The 16443-nt window shown below is 67.8% G+C and carries 21 protein-coding genes and 1 pseudogene; 14 read left to right on the forward strand and 8 right to left on the reverse strand.

Going from position 1 to position 16443, the window contains the following annotated elements; all coding sequences use genetic code 11:
• From HY726_02950 to HY726_02980, 7 genes are all read left to right on the forward strand, one after another.
• On the forward strand, positions 1-501 hold a 501-nt coding region (locus HY726_02950), incomplete at its 5' end, for an efflux RND transporter periplasmic adaptor subunit (GenBank protein MBI4607952.1).
• A gap of 2 nt (positions 502-503) precedes the next feature.
• Positions 504-1250, forward strand: coding sequence for an ABC transporter ATP-binding protein (locus HY726_02955; GenBank protein MBI4607953.1), 747 nt, complete (start codon positions 504-506; stop codon positions 1248-1250).
• Between the two features lie 150 nt (positions 1251-1400).
• The gene (locus tag HY726_02960; GenBank protein MBI4607954.1) at positions 1401-2561 is read left to right on the forward strand and encodes an ABC transporter permease; all 1161 of its coding nucleotides are present in this window, start codon (positions 1401-1403) and stop codon (positions 2559-2561) included.
• Complete coding sequence (locus HY726_02965) at positions 2554-2952, forward strand: hypothetical protein (protein ID MBI4607955.1); 399 nt, start codon at positions 2554-2556, stop codon at positions 2950-2952. Before HY726_02960 ends, HY726_02965 begins: the two co-directional genes overlap by 8 nt.
• Before the next feature lie 3 nt (positions 2953-2955).
• Positions 2956-3348, forward strand: coding sequence for a hypothetical protein (locus tag HY726_02970; protein MBI4607956.1), 393 nt, complete (start codon positions 2956-2958; stop codon positions 3346-3348).
• A 427-nt stretch (positions 3349-3775) separates the two neighbouring features.
• The gene (locus HY726_02975; protein ID MBI4607957.1) at positions 3776-4042 is read left to right on the forward strand and encodes a hypothetical protein; all 267 of its coding nucleotides are present in this window, start codon (positions 3776-3778) and stop codon (positions 4040-4042) included.
• Complete coding sequence (locus HY726_02980; GenBank protein ID MBI4607958.1) at positions 4042-4458, forward strand: type II toxin-antitoxin system VapC family toxin; 417 nt, start codon at positions 4042-4044, stop codon at positions 4456-4458. The genes HY726_02975 and HY726_02980 overlap by 1 nt, the downstream gene beginning before the upstream one ends.
• Positions 4459-4472: 14 nt before the next feature.
• Here HY726_02980 and HY726_02985 read toward each other — a convergent pair.
• The 8 genes and pseudogenes from HY726_02985 to HY726_03020 all read right to left on the reverse strand — a co-directional run bounded on the left by HY726_02985 (position 4473) and on the right by HY726_03020 (position 9074).
• Positions 4473-4598 (reverse strand): annotated as a pseudogene (locus tag HY726_02985) (WYL domain-containing protein).
• 22 nt (positions 4599-4620) lie between these two features.
• Positions 4621-4995 carry a DUF5615 family PIN-like protein gene (locus HY726_02990; GenBank protein ID MBI4607959.1) on the reverse strand — a complete coding sequence of 125 codons (375 nt, stop codon included), beginning with the start codon at positions 4993-4995 and terminating at the stop codon, positions 4621-4623.
• Positions 4992-5240 carry a DUF433 domain-containing protein gene (locus tag HY726_02995; protein MBI4607960.1) on the reverse strand — a complete coding sequence of 83 codons (249 nt, stop codon included), beginning with the start codon at positions 5238-5240 and terminating at the stop codon, positions 4992-4994. The genes HY726_02990 and HY726_02995 overlap by 4 nt, the downstream gene beginning before the upstream one ends.
• Before the next feature lie 86 nt (positions 5241-5326).
• The gene (locus HY726_03000) at positions 5327-6325 is read right to left on the reverse strand and encodes a WYL domain-containing transcriptional regulator (protein MBI4607961.1); all 999 of its coding nucleotides are present in this window, start codon (positions 6323-6325) and stop codon (positions 5327-5329) included.
• Positions 6326-6398: 73 nt separating this feature from the next.
• Entirely contained in the window at positions 6399-6812 is a 414-nt protein-coding gene (locus HY726_03005) for a type II toxin-antitoxin system VapC family toxin (protein ID MBI4607962.1), read from the reverse strand.
• Positions 6809-7066: a hypothetical protein gene (locus tag HY726_03010; protein ID MBI4607963.1), complete on the reverse strand. Its 258-nt coding sequence runs from the start codon at positions 7064-7066 to the stop codon at positions 6809-6811. Before HY726_03010 ends, HY726_03005 begins: the two co-directional genes overlap by 4 nt.
• 347 nt (positions 7067-7413) lie before the next feature.
• Positions 7414-8604: an acyl-CoA dehydrogenase family protein gene (locus HY726_03015; protein MBI4607964.1), complete on the reverse strand. Its 1191-nt coding sequence runs from the start codon at positions 8602-8604 to the stop codon at positions 7414-7416.
• A gap of 11 nt (positions 8605-8615) precedes the next feature.
• Complete coding sequence (locus tag HY726_03020; protein ID MBI4607965.1) at positions 8616-9074, reverse strand: hypothetical protein; 459 nt, start codon at positions 9072-9074, stop codon at positions 8616-8618.
• Between the two features lie 268 nt (positions 9075-9342).
• On the opposite strand from HY726_03020, the gene HY726_03025 reads away from it, so the two are divergent.
• The 7 genes from HY726_03025 to HY726_03055 form a co-directional block, all read left to right on the forward strand.
• Positions 9343-10173, forward strand: a complete 831-nt coding sequence (locus HY726_03025) for an ABC transporter permease (GenBank protein MBI4607966.1) — start codon at positions 9343-9345, stop codon at positions 10171-10173.
• Complete coding sequence (locus tag HY726_03030; protein ID MBI4607967.1) at positions 10170-10949, forward strand: ABC transporter ATP-binding protein; 780 nt, start codon at positions 10170-10172, stop codon at positions 10947-10949. The genes HY726_03025 and HY726_03030 overlap by 4 nt, the downstream gene beginning before the upstream one ends.
• Positions 10946-11695, forward strand: a complete 750-nt coding sequence (locus HY726_03035) for an ABC transporter permease (protein ID MBI4607968.1) — start codon at positions 10946-10948, stop codon at positions 11693-11695. The genes HY726_03030 and HY726_03035 overlap by 4 nt, the downstream gene beginning before the upstream one ends.
• A gap of 31 nt (positions 11696-11726) precedes the next feature.
• Positions 11727-12761: an ABC transporter substrate-binding protein gene (locus tag HY726_03040; protein ID MBI4607969.1), complete on the forward strand. Its 1035-nt coding sequence runs from the start codon at positions 11727-11729 to the stop codon at positions 12759-12761.
• A gap of 10 nt (positions 12762-12771) precedes the next feature.
• Entirely contained in the window at positions 12772-13647 is an 876-nt protein-coding gene (locus HY726_03045) for an N-carbamoyl-D-amino-acid hydrolase (GenBank protein MBI4607970.1), read from the forward strand.
• Positions 13644-15062 carry an amidohydrolase family protein gene (locus tag HY726_03050; protein ID MBI4607971.1) on the forward strand — a complete coding sequence of 473 codons (1419 nt, stop codon included), beginning with the start codon at positions 13644-13646 and terminating at the stop codon, positions 15060-15062. The genes HY726_03045 and HY726_03050 overlap by 4 nt, the downstream gene beginning before the upstream one ends.
• A partial coding sequence (locus HY726_03055; GenBank protein MBI4607972.1) for an MmgE/PrpD family protein occupies positions 15059-16443 on the forward strand: 1385 nt, incomplete at its 3' end. The genes HY726_03050 and HY726_03055, both read left to right, overlap by 4 nt.

Genomic DNA, 16443 nt, shown 5'->3' on the forward strand with positions numbered 1-16443 from the left:
ACCGTGGACTCCTTCGCGGGCCAGACCTTCGCCGGCGACGTCGTGCAGATCCGGAAGGCGCCCCAGGTGATTCAGAACGTGGTGACCTACGACGTGGTAGTCTCCGCTCAGAACTCTGAGCTCAAGCTCTTGCCCGGAATGACAGCCAACGTGCGGGTCGTTGTGGAGCAGAAGCCGAGCGTGCTGAAGGTCCCCAACGCGGCGCTCCGCTTCCGCCCCCAGGGGACCGACCCCGACGGCGGGCCGCGGGCGGGCCAAGGCGCCCAGGCCCGGAGCGCCCGGGGACCGGCGCCCGACGGGCTCGCGGGGCGGGTCTGGATCGCGGGCCCTGAGGGCAAGCCCCAGCCTGTGCCCATCCGGCTCGGGATCACGGACGGGAGCTTCACCGAACTGCTGGAGGGGGACCTCCGCGAAGGCCAGGAGCTCATCGTGGGGACCACCGAGCGCCCCGGTCCCCGGCCCGGCGGGAACAGCCGCAGCGGCCCGCGGTTCAGGCTCTAGCGATGGCCGACCTCCTCATCGAGACCCAGGGGCTCGTCAAGGACTACCGGCTCGGGACCCACGTGGTCCACGCGCTCAGAGGCGTGTCGGTCCGGATCCGGGCCGGCGAGTTCGTCGCCGTGATGGGCCCGTCGGGCTCAGGCAAGTCCACGTTCATGAACCTCCTGGGCTGCCTCGACACCCCGACCGCTGGCCGATACCTCTTCGAGGGCGAGGACGTCTCCAATCTCAGCCGGGACCAGCTGGCGCGGATCCGGAATCGAAATATCGGGTTCGTGTTTCAGACCTTCAACCTGCTGCCCAGGATGAGTGCCCTGGAGAACGTGGAACTGCCGCTGCTCTACAACGGCGCCGCGCCCCGCGAGCGCCGGCCCAAGGCCCAGGCCAAGCTTCGGGCTGTGGGCCTGGCCGACCGCGAGCATCACCACCCTGCCCAGCTGACCGGAGGGCAACAGCAGCGGGTCGCGATTGCTCGCGCCCTGATTAACGACCCGCTCCTGATCCTGGCTGACGAGCCCACGGGCAACCTCGACACGCGCACCAGCGTGGAGCTGCTGGCCCTGTTCCAGGAGTTGAACCGGGGCGGGATCACCATTGTTCTCGTCACCCATGAGGCTGACATCGCCCGGTACACCCGGCGGATCCTCACGTTCCGCGACGGCAAGCTGATCGGGGACGCGCCCATGGCCGAGCCGAAGGACGCCCGGGCGCTCGAGGCCACGCTCCCCCCCGAGGAATCGGAGGCATGAGGATGCGCGAGTCGGAGCGAGCCTCCTTAGCGGGCACCCGAGCGGGTAGGCGGAGCCTACCCTGAGTGCGAGGGTCGCGTGAACGTCTGGGCGAGCGTGCGCATCGCGGTTCGAGCGCTTCGTGTCAACAAGCTCAGGAGCGCCCTCACCATGCTGGGGATTATCATCGGCGTGGGCGCGGTCATCACCATGGTGGCGGTAGGGGCCGGGGCCCAGGCCCGGGTGGCCGAGCAGATCCAGAGCCTGGGCTCCAACCTCATCATCGTGCTCTCCGGCACCGTGACCTCCGGCGGGGTGCGCCTTGGCCACGGCACCCAGCTCACCATCACAGAGGATGATGCCTGGGCCATCCAGCGGGAAGTCTCGAGCGTCCAGGCCGCCGCACCTTCTATGCGGGGGAGCGGCCAGGTGGTGTACGGAAACCTCAACTGGTCCACCATCGTCCAGGGGGTGACGCCGGAGTTCTTCGAGGCGCGCGAATGGGGGCTGGTGACGGGCAAGCCCTTGACTCAGGAGGACGTCGACGGGGCCACCAAAGTCGCGCTCCTCGGCGAAACGGTGCTGCAGAACCTGTTTGGCGACTCCGATCCGCTGGGCCAGGTGATCCGGATCCGGAAGGTGCCCTTCACCGTCATCGGGGTGCTGGAGCGCAAAGGGCAGTCGACCTGGGGGCAGGATCAGGACGACATCATCCTGATGCCGCTCTCCACCGCAAAAAAGAAGGTGATGGTAGTGATCCAGGCCAACGCCCGGGCGGTGAGCGCCATCTCGATCAAGGTCCGCGACGGCAGCGACATGAAGGAACCCGAGCAGCAGATCCGCGCCCTCCTTCGCCAGCGGCACCGCCTCCAGCCGTACCAGGACGACGACTTCTGGCTCAGAAACCTCTCCGAGGTCCTCCAGACTCAGGAGGAGTCCTCGCGGGTTCTCACGATGCTCCTGGCCGCCATCGCCTCGGTCTCGCTCCTGGTGGGCGGCATCGGGATCATGAATATCATGCTGGTCTCCGTGACAGAGAGAACTCGGGAGATCGGTCTTAGGATGGCAGTGGGAGCCCGGAGCCGAGACATCCTGGCCCAGTTCCTGGTGGAAGCCGTCACCCTGTCGCTGATCGGCGGCGGAATCGGAATCGGGGGGGGCCTGGCCGGCTCTTACAGCATCGCCTATTTCGCCGAGTGGCGCACCCTGATCCAGCCCGACGCGATCCTCCTCGCCTTCGGCTTTGCCGGGGCGGTGGGAATCTTCTTCGGCTTCTACCCGGCCCGAAAGGCCTCCCGCCTGGACCCCATCGAGGCGCTCCGGTATGAGTAAGCGGCCCGTTGTCGCGGGGGCGCTAGCCCTCGCCCTGATGCTCGGCGTTTGTCCGGCCGCGGCCCAGTGGTATTCCCCCCAGTCGGACCGGCTGCTCCGGCTTAACTGGAGCGCCGAACGGCTGGGACCGTCCCGGATGCTGATCCTCGGCGACGTCCAGAATCTGTCGGACCAGCCGGCCACTCGGGTGACCCTCCGGGTGGAGGGATTGGACCAAACCGGGAAGGTGGTCAGCCGAGCGCGGGGCTACGTCCAGGGGGACATCCCGCCCCGTGGCGCCTCCCCGTTCGAGATCCGGTTCATCCCGTCAGGCGCCGAGCGACAGTACCGGGTCACGGTGGAATTCTTCGAGTTCCGGGAACCCCTCAGGGATCAACCCCAGGGATCGTAGCCGGTGTGCATCTCCCTTGGTTGGCGCGCAGCACTGCTGATCCTGGGGCTCATCCTTGGGGTGGCGGTGACCGGCGCGGGCGCCCAGAACTTCGGGGTCCGGCCGGAGGAGCGCTTCTTCAACTTGACGTGGAGCCTCGAGCGCGGCCCTGACCACACCGCCAGGATCGTCGGCCGTATCTCCTCCGAGTACGGTGAATTCGCCGTCGGCGTGGTGCTCCTGGTCGAAGGGCTGGACGAGGGTGGGGCCGTGGTTGGCAAAACCATCGGATACGTGGACAGACCCATCCCCGCTGGGGGAAGCGCCTACTTCGAGGTGCCGGTCACGCCCACCGGCCGGGAGAAGAGCTACCGGGTCTCCGTGCTCTATCACTCCCGGCTCCGCGGAGGGATGTGAGAGAATCCCAACCTTCCCGGCCCGCCAGCTCGAAGAGGCCATAGGGCTCCGTCAAGCCTCAAGGTGTCCTCCGCCGCCATCCCGAAGGGCGGCGCTACGCCGCCGGGGGCCGTGCTCAACGCCTTTCGGCATCTCAGATGAACAGACTTGCTGACATAGTCGACCTCGCGGGAATGACTGAGTGCTCAACGCCTTTCGGCATCTCAGATGAACCCACCGCTGGCTTTGCGTGAACCACTCACCGACTGGTCCCACGTGTCTGGGCGATCCCTGACTGGCGTCTCTTCGGTCCGGCTGAGTGATCGGCCCCGCGGGCGCGCATGCCGGCGCGGTGGGGTGTCCCCTCATCCAGGGTCACGGGCGAATTGACCTATGATGTACACTCGTGTACACTTGTCCCAGACTTTCGGACCAAGGGAGTGGGGCCATGAAAATCTCGATCAGCGAGGCCCGAAGGCGGCTGCCGGAGCTGGTGCGCCAGGTGCGGAAAGACGCGGGCACGGCGATCCAGATCACGGTGCGGAATGAGGTCGTAGCGGAGCTGCGAGCGGCGTTGCCGGAGCCCGAGCCAGGGGCGGCGGCCAGGAAGCTCCTGGAGCTGATGCGGAAGCTCCCGAAGCGCCGGGGCCGGAAGACCGACATTTCCGCGCACGTCAAGGAGCACCTTTACGGCCGTGGCGGCATCATCCGCTGATGCCGCTGCCGCGCCGCGTGTTCTGCGACACCTCGTTCTTTTACGCCTGTTTCGACCCGGACGACGCCCACCACGCGCGGGCCGAAGAGCTCGTGGCCGAGGCAACAGCGTCTGGGACCGCTCTTACCGTCACCTGGGACATCATCAGCGAGACGGTGACGCTCCTCCGGTACCGGCGGAACTTCCAAGCGGCGCTGGCTTTTCTCAACGAGCTGAAACCTCAACTCCGCATCGTCACGTACGGTGATCGGGCACGACATGAAGCCGAGCAGGTCTTTCGCCAGTACGGACGGGAGCGCCGCCTCTCGTTCTGCGACGCCATCTCTTTCGTCGTGATCGCCACGCTGCTCGACCACATGCCCTGCCTGGCCTTCGATGAGGATTTCCGCAGCCTCGGCCTGACGGTCATTGTCTGATCGGTAGTTCGCCGCAGGATTTTCCGGGCCTCTTCCCTCACCTGCTTCCGCAGCGCCTCAGGTCGTATCACGCGGAAGCCGCTCCCGAAGCTCAGGATCCACCCCACGAGTTCGCGGGTATCTGCTACCTGCAAGGGCATCCTCACCCTCCGGCTCGAACGGCTATTCCTTCTCGCCGGGGAGTTCGTGAATTCGAACCCGCCCCAGCTCGATGATCCACAGGCGGCCAGTGATAGGCGCGGTCGAAAGGGCTTGCACCATCTGGCGAGCGAGAGTATTCAGCGTGGCGAGAGTCGGCCGCCCCGTCGGTCTCAGCACGGCGAGGCCGGCGGTGGGCTCGGGCGGAAAACGAAGGACGTTACTGAAGTCAAGGTCAAGACTCACCAGGCATCGTTCTTCCTGGCGACATCGCTCGTAGAGCGCCTCATCTTGGATTCCCTCGAGGCTCTGGTCCCGGACCGTGGCGATGTCGTGGCCGGCATCGCGGAAGATCTGAGCGATTCTCGGGCCAAGGTTTTCATCCAGTTTAATCCTCATGCTCGCTTCTCTAGGGGGATCTCCACGAAGCGCTCGCGGGCCATTTCAGCTCCATAAGCAATGGCGGCCCTGATGTCTTCCGGCGTCAGTTGGGGGTACTCTTCGAGTAGCTCTTTCTCGCTGACACCCTCTACGAGGTTATCGAGAATGAGCGACACCCAGATCCGGGTGCCTCGAATGCACGGTTTCCCGAAACAGACGTTGGGGTCGATGGAAATTCGTTCGAGAAGCTCTTGTCGTCTCATGGGTTTACCCCTCCGTATTGCTGAAGCATGTCGCGCGATGCTACGAATAATCCTAGTTCGTTTTTCAGCTGATCTCCAGTCTGGCGTCATCGCTGTGGAGCGGTCGCTCCCCGAACGATCTTCCGCGCCTCTTCCCTCACCTGCGTCCGCAGCGCGTCGGGTCGCATCACGCGGACGCCGCTCCCGAAGCTCAGGATCCACCCCACCAGTTCGCGGGTATCTGCCACCTGCAAGGTCATCCTTAACCGCCCGTCTTTGAGCTGGGTGAAATGCTGGCTCGGGTGCCAGAGCCGATCTTTGACCCAGGCGGCCGTGGGCTTGGCGAACAGGAGTTCTATCGCGATCGGCTTCCCTCGCATGATCACCAGCGCGTCCTGCACGTAGGCGTCGACGTCGAAGCCCAGGGGCATCTGGTAGGGGTGGTCAGTGAGGGTGAGGGATCGGATGCGATCCACGGCGAAGAGACGTACTTCCCGGCGCCGATGGTCATAGGCAATGAGGTAAAGGGCTCCGCCCGCATACCAGAGGCGGTAGGGATCGACCTCGCGCCGGGTGGTCGTGTTCCGGGAGGCCGAGTAGTACCGCATCTGGACGGTGCGCGCCTGGGAGATGGCCCGAGTGAGCTGGTCAATGGTGTGGCGGTGGTGGCGGTAGGTTTTGTGAGGTCCGAGTCCCACCGAGAAGAGGTCCTGGAGCTGTCTGACGTAGGCAAGCCCTGGAGGCGGCAGGGCTGCAGCGGCCTTGTTCAGGGCGGAGTCAAGGGAGGCCTGAATCTGGGTGCCTTCCAGCGGCTTCAGCAGGTGACGGCTGAACGTGAGGGCCATCAGTTCGGTCGGCGAAAACGTGAGGGCGGGGATGTGACGGTAGCCCTCGATGAGCTTCCAGCGCGTCTGCCCGTCCACCCGCTCCGTAACGAGAGGAAAGCCGACGGCCTCAAGGGCCTCGAGGTCCCGGCGGATCGTCCGCAGATGTTTGCGGGAGTCGTCCGGCAGGGTGTTCGCCAGGTCTTGAAGGGTCGCACCACGGGTGGTCTCCAGTTGCCGGAGCAGAGACAGTTGGCGGATCGCCTGGGCATTCCGTGACATGGTACATCTCGCCCGCACGACGGATCAGCTGAATTCCATGTCCCTCAACCGGAGGACGATGCTGTGGCGAGTGCTACTCCTCTAGTCGGGATGGACCAACATAGTCCACAATCACCTGGGTCACTTTCTGATAATGGGCGTCGGTGGTCAGTACGTGCAGCCCGTACTGCATGGCACTCGCGGCGATCCAGATATCGTTGGTCGGTATAGGGGTTCCGGCGCGCCAGAGCGAATCGAGGATCACTGCGTACCGCTCGGCCGTCTCCTCATTAACATCCACCAGCTCCACGCGCGGCGATGTGAGAAATGTCCTGAGTTCCCGCTCATTCTTCCTTGTGTGCTTCCCTCTCGCGAAACCGGCAAGCAATTCTCCCAGGATGATCGGATTGAGGTAGATCTCTTCAGCCCGCTGGAAAGCTAGCTTGATCTCCGGATGACCTCTCATAAACGCTGAGTAGGCTGAAGTATCCAGCATGACCCGCGTCATTTCCAGAGGTCCGGGTCGATTGCGCGCTGTTGTGCGAGGGCCCTCTCGAACGCCGAGGCTTCCTCTTCCGTCCACGCTCCGGCCAGTGCATCCAGCTCATGATGAAGGAGTCGCTCCTTCTTCACTCCGACCGCGAGACTCTCCTCCAGTAGGCGGATCACCGCCTTGTTCATGCTCACCCCCTCCTCTTCGGCCTTCCGACGAATAATCCGGACCACTTCCGGGGGGAGGTTTCTCAAGGTCACCGCCTTCACCGTAGCCTCCGTTGCACCATTCTGTGCATCACTGTGATGCAATTCTAGCGTCATAACGCTCCGAGATCAACCGTAGCTCATCGAGACGCGGATCAGGTCAATTCCGAAGGAGGTGCCGAGGATGTAGCGGGCGTGAACCGCGGGAATCACGGGCCCTTTCTCGTCCGAGAGGGCCGATTACGGTGCGCGCCGCCATAGCGGGTGTCCCGAAAGCGCCTGATGATCCGAACGGGGTCCAATCCCCCAGCTTTTCGCCCAAGTCATCCATTTTCTTGCAGGCTTCGTCCATCCGGCGCTGAGTCTCGGTGTCTTGCCGAGCCTTCCGGACCCTCCGGGCCATGCTTGCGCTACCCCTTCGGCAGGCCGAGGACGCGCTCGCCGATGATGTTGCGCATGATTTCCGAGGTGCCGGCGGCGATGGTGTCGCCGCGCGAGCGGAGGTGGCGGAACTGCCAGTAGCCGCCCTCGACCGCCCAGTCGGTCCCCTCCCAGAGGAGCGCGTAGGGGCCTTCCAGCTCGAGGATCAGCTCGAGGAGGTGCTGCCAGGTCTCGCTGAAGAAGAGCTTGGAGGCCGAGCCCTCGGGCCCGGGCGGCTCGCCGCGGAGCAGCTTCGTCAGCGTGCGGAAGTTCGAGTACCTGAGGGCGTGGCTGTCGATATAGAACTGGGCCAGGCGCTGGCGGATCATGGGGTCCTGGGAAGCCTTCCGCCCATAGCGGTCGAGGCGCCGCGCCAGCTCGATCGCGGCGTCGATCCCCTGGCGGAGGATGAGCTGGCGCGGGAGCGTCCGCGGCCCGCGCTCGAACATGAGCGTGGTGATGGCGACGTCCCAGCCGCCGTTCTCGCGCCCGAGGATGTTCTCCGCCGGCACCTCGACGTTCTCGAAGAACGTCTCGTTGAACTCGGCATCGCCGCTCATCTGGCGGAGCGGCCTGACCGTCACCCCCGGGCTCCGCATGTCGACCAGGAAGTAGGTCAGCCCCTTGTGCTTGGGCGCCTTCGGGTCGGTGCGCGTCAGCAGGATGCACCACTGGGCGTAGTGGGCGTAGGAGGTCCAGACCTTCTGGCCGTTGACGACGAAGCTGCCGTTCCGCCGCTCGGCGCGGGTCTCCAGGGCGGCCAGGTCCGAGCCCGCGTTGGGCTCGGAGAAGCCCTGGCACCAGATCTCCTCCGCCGACAGGATCTTCGGCAGGTAGCGCTTCTTCTGCGCTTCGCTCCCGTGGTGGATGATGGCGGGACCGGCCATGTCCAGACCGATCACGTTCGGGAGCTCGGGCGCCCGGGCGCGCGCCATCTCCTCGTAGAAGATCGCCTGCTCCATGATGCTGGCGCCGCGCCCACCGTACTCCGTCGGCCAGTGGAGGCCGACGTAGCCCGCCTCGTAGAGCCTCTTCTGCCAGTCCTTGAGGAAGTCGATCTGCTCCTCCCGGGTGGCGAACCGGTTCCTGAGCTTGGCCCAGTCGCCCGGAGCATTGACCTCGAGCCAGCGGCGCAGCCGATCCCGGAACGCCTCTTCCTGGGGCGAGAGCTTGAAGTCCATGCCTCCCTCCGTCACACGGGGACGGCCTTCAGCCCCGCGATCGGATAGCGGACACCGGCGAGGAGGAGGGCGGGGCCGTCGCCGCCCTCGATCAGAAACGGCGCGATCTGCTGCAGCGCCAGCCGGCCGAAGCGGGCGCGAAAGAACCCGCGGCGAATCCGGCAGAACAGGTACCCGCCCTCGGCCTCGAGGCTCGCGGGGGCCAGCGGCTCGCGGTAATCGCCGGCGAAGCAGAGCTCCACCGAACGGAGGTGACCCCCGTCCACGGCGGGTCTGAGCCTTTGGACCACGAACGGCGTGTCGTGCGCCTCGAACCAGTTCTTCTCGCCCTGGCAGAGGACCAGGTAGCGGCCCTCCGGGGTCTGCTGCATGGCGCGGAGAAAGAACCTGAGCACGAGGGGGTCCACGACCTCGGTTCCGTCGTGAAAGATCCGACCCTCGCGGTCCACCACGTAGCGGTACTCGCGCATGGCACCCCCATTCTAGTCCAGCGCTCAGGACCCCCGCAACGGAACCCCCGCCGGGCGCCGACCGCCTCGGAGTGTGTCGGAGTAATGCCCTCGGGGCGCGGGCTTCGCCCGCGCAACCGATTCCTGGGGGTGGCCTCGGAGGGGGCCGTCGAGGCCCCCTCCGATTGTCCTCGGCCCCCACGTTCGCCCGGCCGCCTTGACAGCGGCGGAAGCCGCGTGCTACCGTTCCGGCCACAACGCGAACCCGCCCGGGACGCAGAAGAGCCGGTTGTTCCTGAGCAGCCTGGCCGAGATGACCCAGTGGGGCCTTCGTGGCGCGTCGCTCGCGCGCCGGCGCGTGGTCGGGCTGCGCCTGGGCTCGGTGCTCCTCTTCCTCGCGCTCTGGAGCCTCGCTTCCGGCGTCGTCGTCCTCCTGAAGCTCTTCAACCCGATCTTCCTGCCGGGGCCGTGGCTCGTGCTGGGCAAGGTCATCGAGCTGGGCGCCAACGGCCAGCTCTGGGGCCACGTCGCCGCCACGCTCCAGCGCGTCGCGCTCGGCTTCAGCACGGGCGCGCTGCTCGCGCTCTCCCTCGGGCTCCCGGCCGGCTACTTCCCGTGGCTGCGCAACCTCCTCGAACCCGTCGTCGAGATGTTCAGACCGATCCCGCCCCTCGCCATGCTGCCCCTCTTCATCGTCTGGGTCGGCATCGGCGAGACATCCAAGGTCGGCTTCATCACCTACGCGACGTTCTTCCCCGTCTTCCTGACGACCGTCCACGCCGTCCAGCAGGTCGATCCGCTCCTCCTCCGGGCCGCGGCGAGCCTCGGGGCGACCCGGCCCCAGCTCTTCTTCCGCGTCATCCTCCCGGCCGCGCTCCCCGAGATCCTGACCGGCATCCGGCTCGGCGTCGCGCTCGCGTTCTTCGTCATCGTGATCTCCGAGTTCATCGCCGCCGAGCAGGGGCTCGGCTACCTGATCAACGACGGGCGGAACTTCTTCCTGGTGCCGCAGATGCTCGGTGCCGCCGTCGTGCTGGGCCTCCTGGGCTACGGGTCGAGCGCGCTCATCGCGCTGCTCGAGCGTCGGCTCCTGCGCTGGGAGCAGGCGACCTCCCGATGAGCGCGGCGGGCGGCGCGCGCATCCAGATCGAGGGCGTGGGGAAGACCTTCGCATCTTCCGGACGCTCGCACCCGGCGCTGATCGACATCACGCTCGAGGTCGCCCCGGGAGAGCTGCTCTGCCTGCTCGGCCCGTCCGGGTGCGGCAAGTCGACCCTGCTCAACATCATCGCCGGGTTCATCCCGCCGACTACGGGACGGGTCCTCGTCGACGGCGAGCCGGTCACCGGGCCCGGGCCCGAGCGCGGGGTCGTCTTCCAGGAGTACGTGCTCTTCCCCTGGCTCACGGTGGCCCAGAACGTCGAGTTCGGCCCCCGGCTCAGGGGCGTGGACGCGTTGGAGCGGGAGAAGCTCGCAGCCCGCTACCTCGACATGGTCGGCCTGACCTCGCACGCGGACAAGTTCCCGCTCCAGCTCTCCGGCGGGATGAAGCAGCGCGTCGCGATCGCCCGGGCCCTCGCCAACAACCCCTCCATCGTCCTGATGGACGAGCCCTTCGGCGCCCTCGACGCCCAGACGCGCGAGATCATGCAGGAGGAGCTGTCCCGCATCCAGCGCGTCGAGCCGAAGACCATCGTCTTCGTGACGCATTCGATCCGGGAGGCGGTGTACCTGGCGGACCGTGTCGCGGTCATGACCTCCGGACCCGGCCGGATCAGGCAGGTCTTCACGATCAAGCTCCCCGAGTCGCGCGAGCGCTTCGCGCCCGAGTTCACCCGCTACGAGAGCGAGCTGACCCGCGTCGTGAAAGAAGAAGTCGCCAAGGTGCGCGAATGATCCGCGGCGTGGCCCTCGTCGCCGTGCTCGCGGTCTGGGCGACGGTCAGCTACGGCAACCGGGCCGTCGAGCTGATGAACCCGGTGCTGCTCCCCGCACCCGACGAGGTCGTGCGGGTGGGCGTGGACCTGGCGCGCGACGGCTCGCTCGTCCGCCACCTCCTCACCTCCCTGGCCCGCGTCGCCGAAGGCTTCGGCGCCGCCGCGGCAGCGGCGCTCGTGCTGGGCGTCCTGGTCGGCATCTCCACTTCGCTGCGCCTCGTCCTGGAGCCGATCGTCGAGTTCGTTCGCCCCATCCCACCCCTCGCGTTCCTGCCGATGTTCCTGGTGTGGTTCGGCCTCGGCGAGGCCTCCAAGGTGGCCTTCATCGGCTACACGACGTTCTTCCCGATGTTCGTCGGGATCGCCGCCGCGGTGCTGCGGGCCGACGTGATGCTACTGCGGGCGGCGGCGAGCCTCGGCGGCTCGCGCCTCGACCTGCTCCGCTTCGTCGTCCTCCCGGCCGCGCTCCCCGGCATCGTCGTCGCCCTCCGCCTCGGGTTCGGCCTCGCGCTCTTCGTCATCGTCGGCGCCGAGTTCATGGGCGCCGACGCCGGGCTCGGCCACCTCATCATGGAGGGCCGCGCCTTCTTCAACCCGGCCCAGATCGTCATGGGGGCTCTGCTCCTCGGAATTCTGGGCTCCGTGGTCAACGCCCTGCTGCTCGCAGGGGAACGGCGCGCGCTGCGCTGGCGCACGCTGGGGTAACGCGGGCGCTCCCCGCGAAAGGAGCCACACCATGCGACGCGTGATCCTTCTGCTGGCACTCCTCTCCTTCGTCGGGTCGGCGGCCGTCGCGCTGGCCCAGGCCAAGCCGGAGCTGGGCGAGGTCGACGCCTGGCTCGTCCGCGACCCGCAGATGTCGGCTCAGTTCGCCGTGGCCGACCAGATGGGCTACTTCAAGGCGCAGGGCGTCAGGGTCAACCCGCGCTGGTACATCGCCGGCACCGATCTGCCGTCCATGTGGGGCGCCGGTAACGTCCACCTCGGGACGGCGACGGCGACGATGGTGGTCCCCATCGCGGCCGCCGGCCAGGCCATCTACAACATCGCCCCCCAGAGCGACATCGCCGGCACCCAGCAGGTGGTGCTGGGCAAGAAGGCGCAGGAGCTCGTGCGCGCGCCCAAGGACCTGGAGAAGCTCAAGATCGGGATGCCCAAGGGGGCGTCCATCACGATGGCGATCCAGAGCATGGCCCGGGACACGGGGGTCGACTTCTCGAAGATCCAGTTCGTGAACCTGTCGCCGCCGGACGCGGTGACCGCGCTCGCCAAGGGTGACATCGACGCGATGGCGGCCTGGGCGCCGTGGGTCTTCAACGCCGTCAAGCAGGCGGGCGGCAAGGTATACTTCAGCGGCAACCGGAGCTTCATCCCGGGCAAGGAGGGCCAGGTCGACTGGCTCCACGTCCACGCCGGCGTCGTCGTCAGCGGGAAAATGCTCAAGGAGAACCCGAACACGCTGAAGGCCGTCCTCCGCGCGCTGAAGAAGGCGACCGACACCCTGAACACGAACCGCGAGGCCGCTGTGAAGATCGTGGCCCGCGAGATGAAGATGGACGAGGCCCTTGCGCGCGACATCATGGCCCTCAACGTCTACTCGATGGAGCTGAACGACAAGATCCACCGCGGGATGAGCGAGTTCGTCGACTTCCTGCACTCGCTGGGCCGGATCCAGCAGAAGTTCTCGCCCGAGACCGTCTTCTACACCAGGCTCCTGGAGGAGGTCGAGCCGTCGCTCGTGAAGTGGCGCGCCAAGACCGAGATCCGCTGAGGAGGGTGCCATGCCGCGCTATGTGAAAGTCGCCGCCGCCCAGCTGGGCCCGATCAACGAGGGCACGGACCGCACGGAGGTCGTCGAGCGCATGCTCGCGCTGCTGGACGCGGCGATCCGGGAGGACGTCGAGCTGCTCGCCTACCCCGAGCTCTGCCTGACGCCCTACTTCCCCAAGCGGATCCGCGACGACTCCGATCAGTTCTTCGAGACCGAGATGCCGTCCAGGGTCGTGGCGCCGCTCTTCGAGAAGGCGCGGGAGGCGCGGATCGCCTTCCACCTGGGCTACGCCGAGACGGAGGGCGGCAAGCACTACAACACCGCGATCCTCGTGGACGAGGACGGCACGATCTTCGACAGGTACCGCAAGACCCACCTCCCGGGCGTCACCAAGCCCGACGGCTACGCCAAGGTCTACGAGCCCTACTACTTCGCCCACGGCGACACCGGCTTCAGGGTCTTCGAGGCCAAGAAGGCGAAGGTCGGGATCGCGATCTGCCAGGACCGGCGGTACCCGGAATCGTTCCGCTGCCTCGGGCTGCGCGGGGCCGAGATCGTCCTGTCGGGCTACAACACCCCCGCCTACCCGCTGGCGCTCGCCCACAACGAGCTGGTGCTCCGCGCCGGTGCCTACCAGAACAGCCTGTTCGTCGTCGGCGTCGCCAAGGCCGGGGTCGAGGACGGCGTGGAGCTGATCGGCGGGAGCTGCGTCGTGGACCCGCTGGGCCAGGTCGTGGCGAAGGCCTCGACGACCGGGGATGAGCTGGTCGCGGCCCGCATCGACCTCGACCAGATGCTCCCCGCCCGCCGGCGGTGGAACTTCTTCGGCCGGCGCCATCCCGAACACTACGGCCCGCTCACCGAGCCGGTGAAGCGCGACCGATGACCCCCCGCGTCGACACCGTCGTTCACGGCGGCCAGGTCGTGACGCCGACGGACGTCTACCCGGCGGGCGTCGCGATCAAGGACGGGACGATCGCGGCGGTGGCGCCCGACGAGCTGCTGCCCGAGGCGACGCGCGCCATCGACGCCCGGGGGAAGTACGTGCTGCCGGGGCTGATCGACTGCCACATCCACCTCGGGCCCGAGTACGACGACTGGCAGACCGGACCCATCGCCGCCGCCCACGCCGGCCTCACGACGCTCATCGGGTTCGGCCTCTACGACGACGCGAAACCCGAGCCTCTCGACCGGGCCGTGGAGGGGCTCAGGGCGGAGGTCGAGGGCCAGTCGGTCCTCGACTTCGGCTTCCACTTCATCCTGCCCAACCAGCCGGCCATCCTCGAGGGGCTTCCACGCGCCTTCCGGCTCGGAGTCACCTCCTACAAGATGTTCATGACGTACAAGAAGCGACCCCACCGGATGTGCTCCGACGACTTCATCTGCCGCGCCATGGAGGTGATCGCGGCCCAGGGCGGCGTCGCCCAGCTCCACTGCGAGAACGGCGACGTGCTCGACTACCTCGAGAGCAAGGCGATCGCCGAGGGCCGCGTCCACCCGCGCGATTTCCCGCCCACGTGCCCGGACTGGGCCGAAGAGGAAGCCATCAACCGCGCAATCAAGCTGGGCGGCCTCACGGGCTGCCCTGTCTACGTCGTGCACCTGAGCACCCAGCTCGGCCTCGAGCGCATCAAGCAGGCGCAGGCGGCTGGCCAACGCGTCTGGACGGAGACGTGCCCCCAGTACCTCCTCCTGACCGCCGACGAGATGGAGCGGTGGGGACCGCTCGCCCAGATGGGGCCGCCGCTCCGCCGGGCCGACGGCCCCGACCGCGACGCGCTCTGGGGCGGGCTGGCGCAGGGCCACATCGCGACGGTCGGCAGCGATCATGCCCCGCGCGCGAAGGCGCTCAAGGAGCCGGGCTGGAAGAACATCTTCGTCGACCCGGGCGGCAACCCGATCCCGTTCGGGAGCCCCTCGGTCGAGACCATGGTGCCCCTCATGTACAGCGAGGGCGTCGTCAAGCGCGGGCTGCCGCTCTCCTGGATCGCGCGGGTGCTCGCCGAGAACCCTGCGCGGATCTTCGGCCTGTATCCCAAGAAGGGCGCCATCCGGGTCGGCGCCGACGCCGACCTGCTCCTGATCGACCCCGCCGAGGAGACGACGATCAGCGTCGCCGACCACCAGGGCATGGCCGGCTGGACGCTCTACGAAGGCTGGAAGGTCCACGGGCGACCGTGGATGACGCTGCTCCGTGGCGAGGTCCTCCTCAACCAGGGGAAGCTCGAGCAGGCGCCGGGGTACGGGCGCTACCTCCACCGCGGCCCGCCGCTCCCGCCGATCGCGGGTCCGGTCCGATGAGCTACCTGGACCGGCTCGCCGGCTTCGCCGCCGCCACGCGCCTCGACACGCTGCCCGCCTCGACGGTGAGCGCCGCGAAGGCGGTGGTCCTCGACACGCTCGGAGCGATCCTCGCCGGGAGCCGGCTCCCCGAGAACCGCCGGCTGGCCGAGCTGGCCGCCGAGCGCTCCGGGCCCCGGACCGCGACGCTCATCGGCCACGCCCGGCAGGCCGAGCCAATGCTCGCGGCGCTGGTGAACGGGACCGCGGGAGTGGCGCTCGAGGTCGACGAGGGCAACCGCTTCGGCGGCGGCCACCCAGCGATCCACGTCCTCCCCGCCGCTCTCGCGGTCGCCGAGGAGCAGGGGCTTGGTGGGGCGCAACTCCTCGAAAGCCTGGTCGCCGGGTACGAGGTGACCTCGCGGCTCGGGAGCGCGACGCGCCCGCGCGCCAATCTCCACTCCCACGGGACGTGGGGCACCGCGGGCGCGGCAGTGGCGGTGGCGAAGCTCCTCGGTCATCCCGCAGCCGACCTCAGCGCCGTGATCAACCTGGCGGTCTCGATGAGCCCGGCGAACACGTGGACCCCGTGCTTCGAGGGCGCGACGATCCGGAACCTCTACCCGGGGCGCGCCGGCCTCCAGGGCCTCCTGGCGGTCCACCTCCTCGAGTGCGGGTACACGGGGATCGCCGACGCCCCCGCGGATGTCTACGGGACGCTCCTCGGCGAGGGCTTCGATCCCGGCGCGGTCGTCGAGGGCCTGGGCGCCGGCCCCTGCCGGATCGAGCGGAACTACTTCAAGCTCCACGCGTGCTGTCTCTACAACCACCCGGCGCTCGACGCCCTCCAGGCGCTGCTGCGCACGGAACGCTTCGCGCCCGAGGACGTCGTCCAGATCTCGGTCACCTCGATCCCGTTCGTCGCCCGGATGGCGGACCCCGCGCCGCCGACGCCGCTGGCCGCCAGGTTCTCGGTCCCCTATGCCGTGGCCGCCGCGCTGGTGCTCGGGACGACCGGCGTGACCGCGTTCAGCCCGGCGGCCGTCGCGGATTCGCGGATCCGGGAGCTCGCGCGAAGGGTGCGGGTCGGCGGCGATCCCGCGATGTCGATGCGGCGGGCCGATCACCCGACCGCGTCGGTGTCGGTCACGCTCAACGACGGTCGCGTGCTCTCGGGCTCGACGACCCTCGTCAGGGGCGATGCGGCCAACCCCGTCGCTGCCGACGAGCTGGTCGCCAAGTTCACTGCCCTCGCCGCCGACGTCCTGGGACCGGCGCGCGCGACCGAGGTCGTGGAGGCCGTGAAGCGGCTCGACAGCCTGAAGGATGCGCGCGAGCTGACCGCGCTGCTCGCGCCCGCCTCTTCGAGCGCGGGCTTCGCCCGCGCACCCTGTGGGGGAGG

It is taken from the genome of Candidatus Rokuibacteriota bacterium, assembly GCA_016209385.1.
Classification (GTDB): Bacteria; Methylomirabilota; Methylomirabilia; order Rokubacteriales; family CSP1-6; genus JACQWB01.

Bases quoted from the DNA above. Each gene is read 5' to 3' on its own strand.
- HY726_02955 (MBI4607953.1), top strand. From the start codon at position 504: ATGGCCGACCTCCTCATCGAGACCCAGGGGCTCGTCAAGGACTACCGG.
- HY726_02960 (MBI4607954.1), top strand. From the start codon at position 1,401: ATGCTGGGGATTATCATCGGCGTGGGCGCGGTCATCACCATGGTGGCG.
- HY726_02965 (MBI4607955.1), top strand. From the start codon at position 2,554: ATGAGTAAGCGGCCCGTTGTCGCGGGGGCGCTAGCCCTCGCCCTGATG.
- HY726_02975 (MBI4607957.1), top strand. From the start codon at position 3,776: ATGAAAATCTCGATCAGCGAGGCCCGAAGGCGGCTGCCGGAGCTGGTG.
- HY726_02980 (MBI4607958.1), top strand. From the start codon at position 4,042: ATGCCGCTGCCGCGCCGCGTGTTCTGCGACACCTCGTTCTTTTACGCC.
- HY726_02990 (MBI4607959.1), bottom strand. From the start codon at position 4,995: ATGAGGATTAAACTGGATGAAAACCTTGGCCCGAGAATCGCTCAGATC.
- HY726_02995 (MBI4607960.1), bottom strand. From the start codon at position 5,240: ATGAGACGACAAGAGCTTCTCGAACGAATTTCCATCGACCCCAACGTC.
- HY726_03000 (MBI4607961.1), bottom strand. From the start codon at position 6,325: ATGTCACGGAATGCCCAGGCGATCCGCCAACTGTCTCTGCTCCGGCAA.
- HY726_03005 (MBI4607962.1), bottom strand. From the start codon at position 6,812: ATGACGCGGGTCATGCTGGATACTTCAGCCTACTCAGCGTTTATGAGA.
- HY726_03015 (MBI4607964.1), bottom strand. From the start codon at position 8,604: ATGGACTTCAAGCTCTCGCCCCAGGAAGAGGCGTTCCGGGATCGGCTG.
- HY726_03020 (MBI4607965.1), bottom strand. From the start codon at position 9,074: ATGCGCGAGTACCGCTACGTGGTGGACCGCGAGGGTCGGATCTTTCAC.
- HY726_03030 (MBI4607967.1), top strand. From the start codon at position 10,170: ATGAGCGCGGCGGGCGGCGCGCGCATCCAGATCGAGGGCGTGGGGAAG.
- HY726_03035 (MBI4607968.1), top strand. From the start codon at position 10,946: ATGATCCGCGGCGTGGCCCTCGTCGCCGTGCTCGCGGTCTGGGCGACG.
- HY726_03040 (MBI4607969.1), top strand. From the start codon at position 11,727: ATGCGACGCGTGATCCTTCTGCTGGCACTCCTCTCCTTCGTCGGGTCG.
- HY726_03045 (MBI4607970.1), top strand. From the start codon at position 12,772: ATGCCGCGCTATGTGAAAGTCGCCGCCGCCCAGCTGGGCCCGATCAAC.
- HY726_03050 (MBI4607971.1), top strand. From the start codon at position 13,644: ATGACCCCCCGCGTCGACACCGTCGTTCACGGCGGCCAGGTCGTGACG.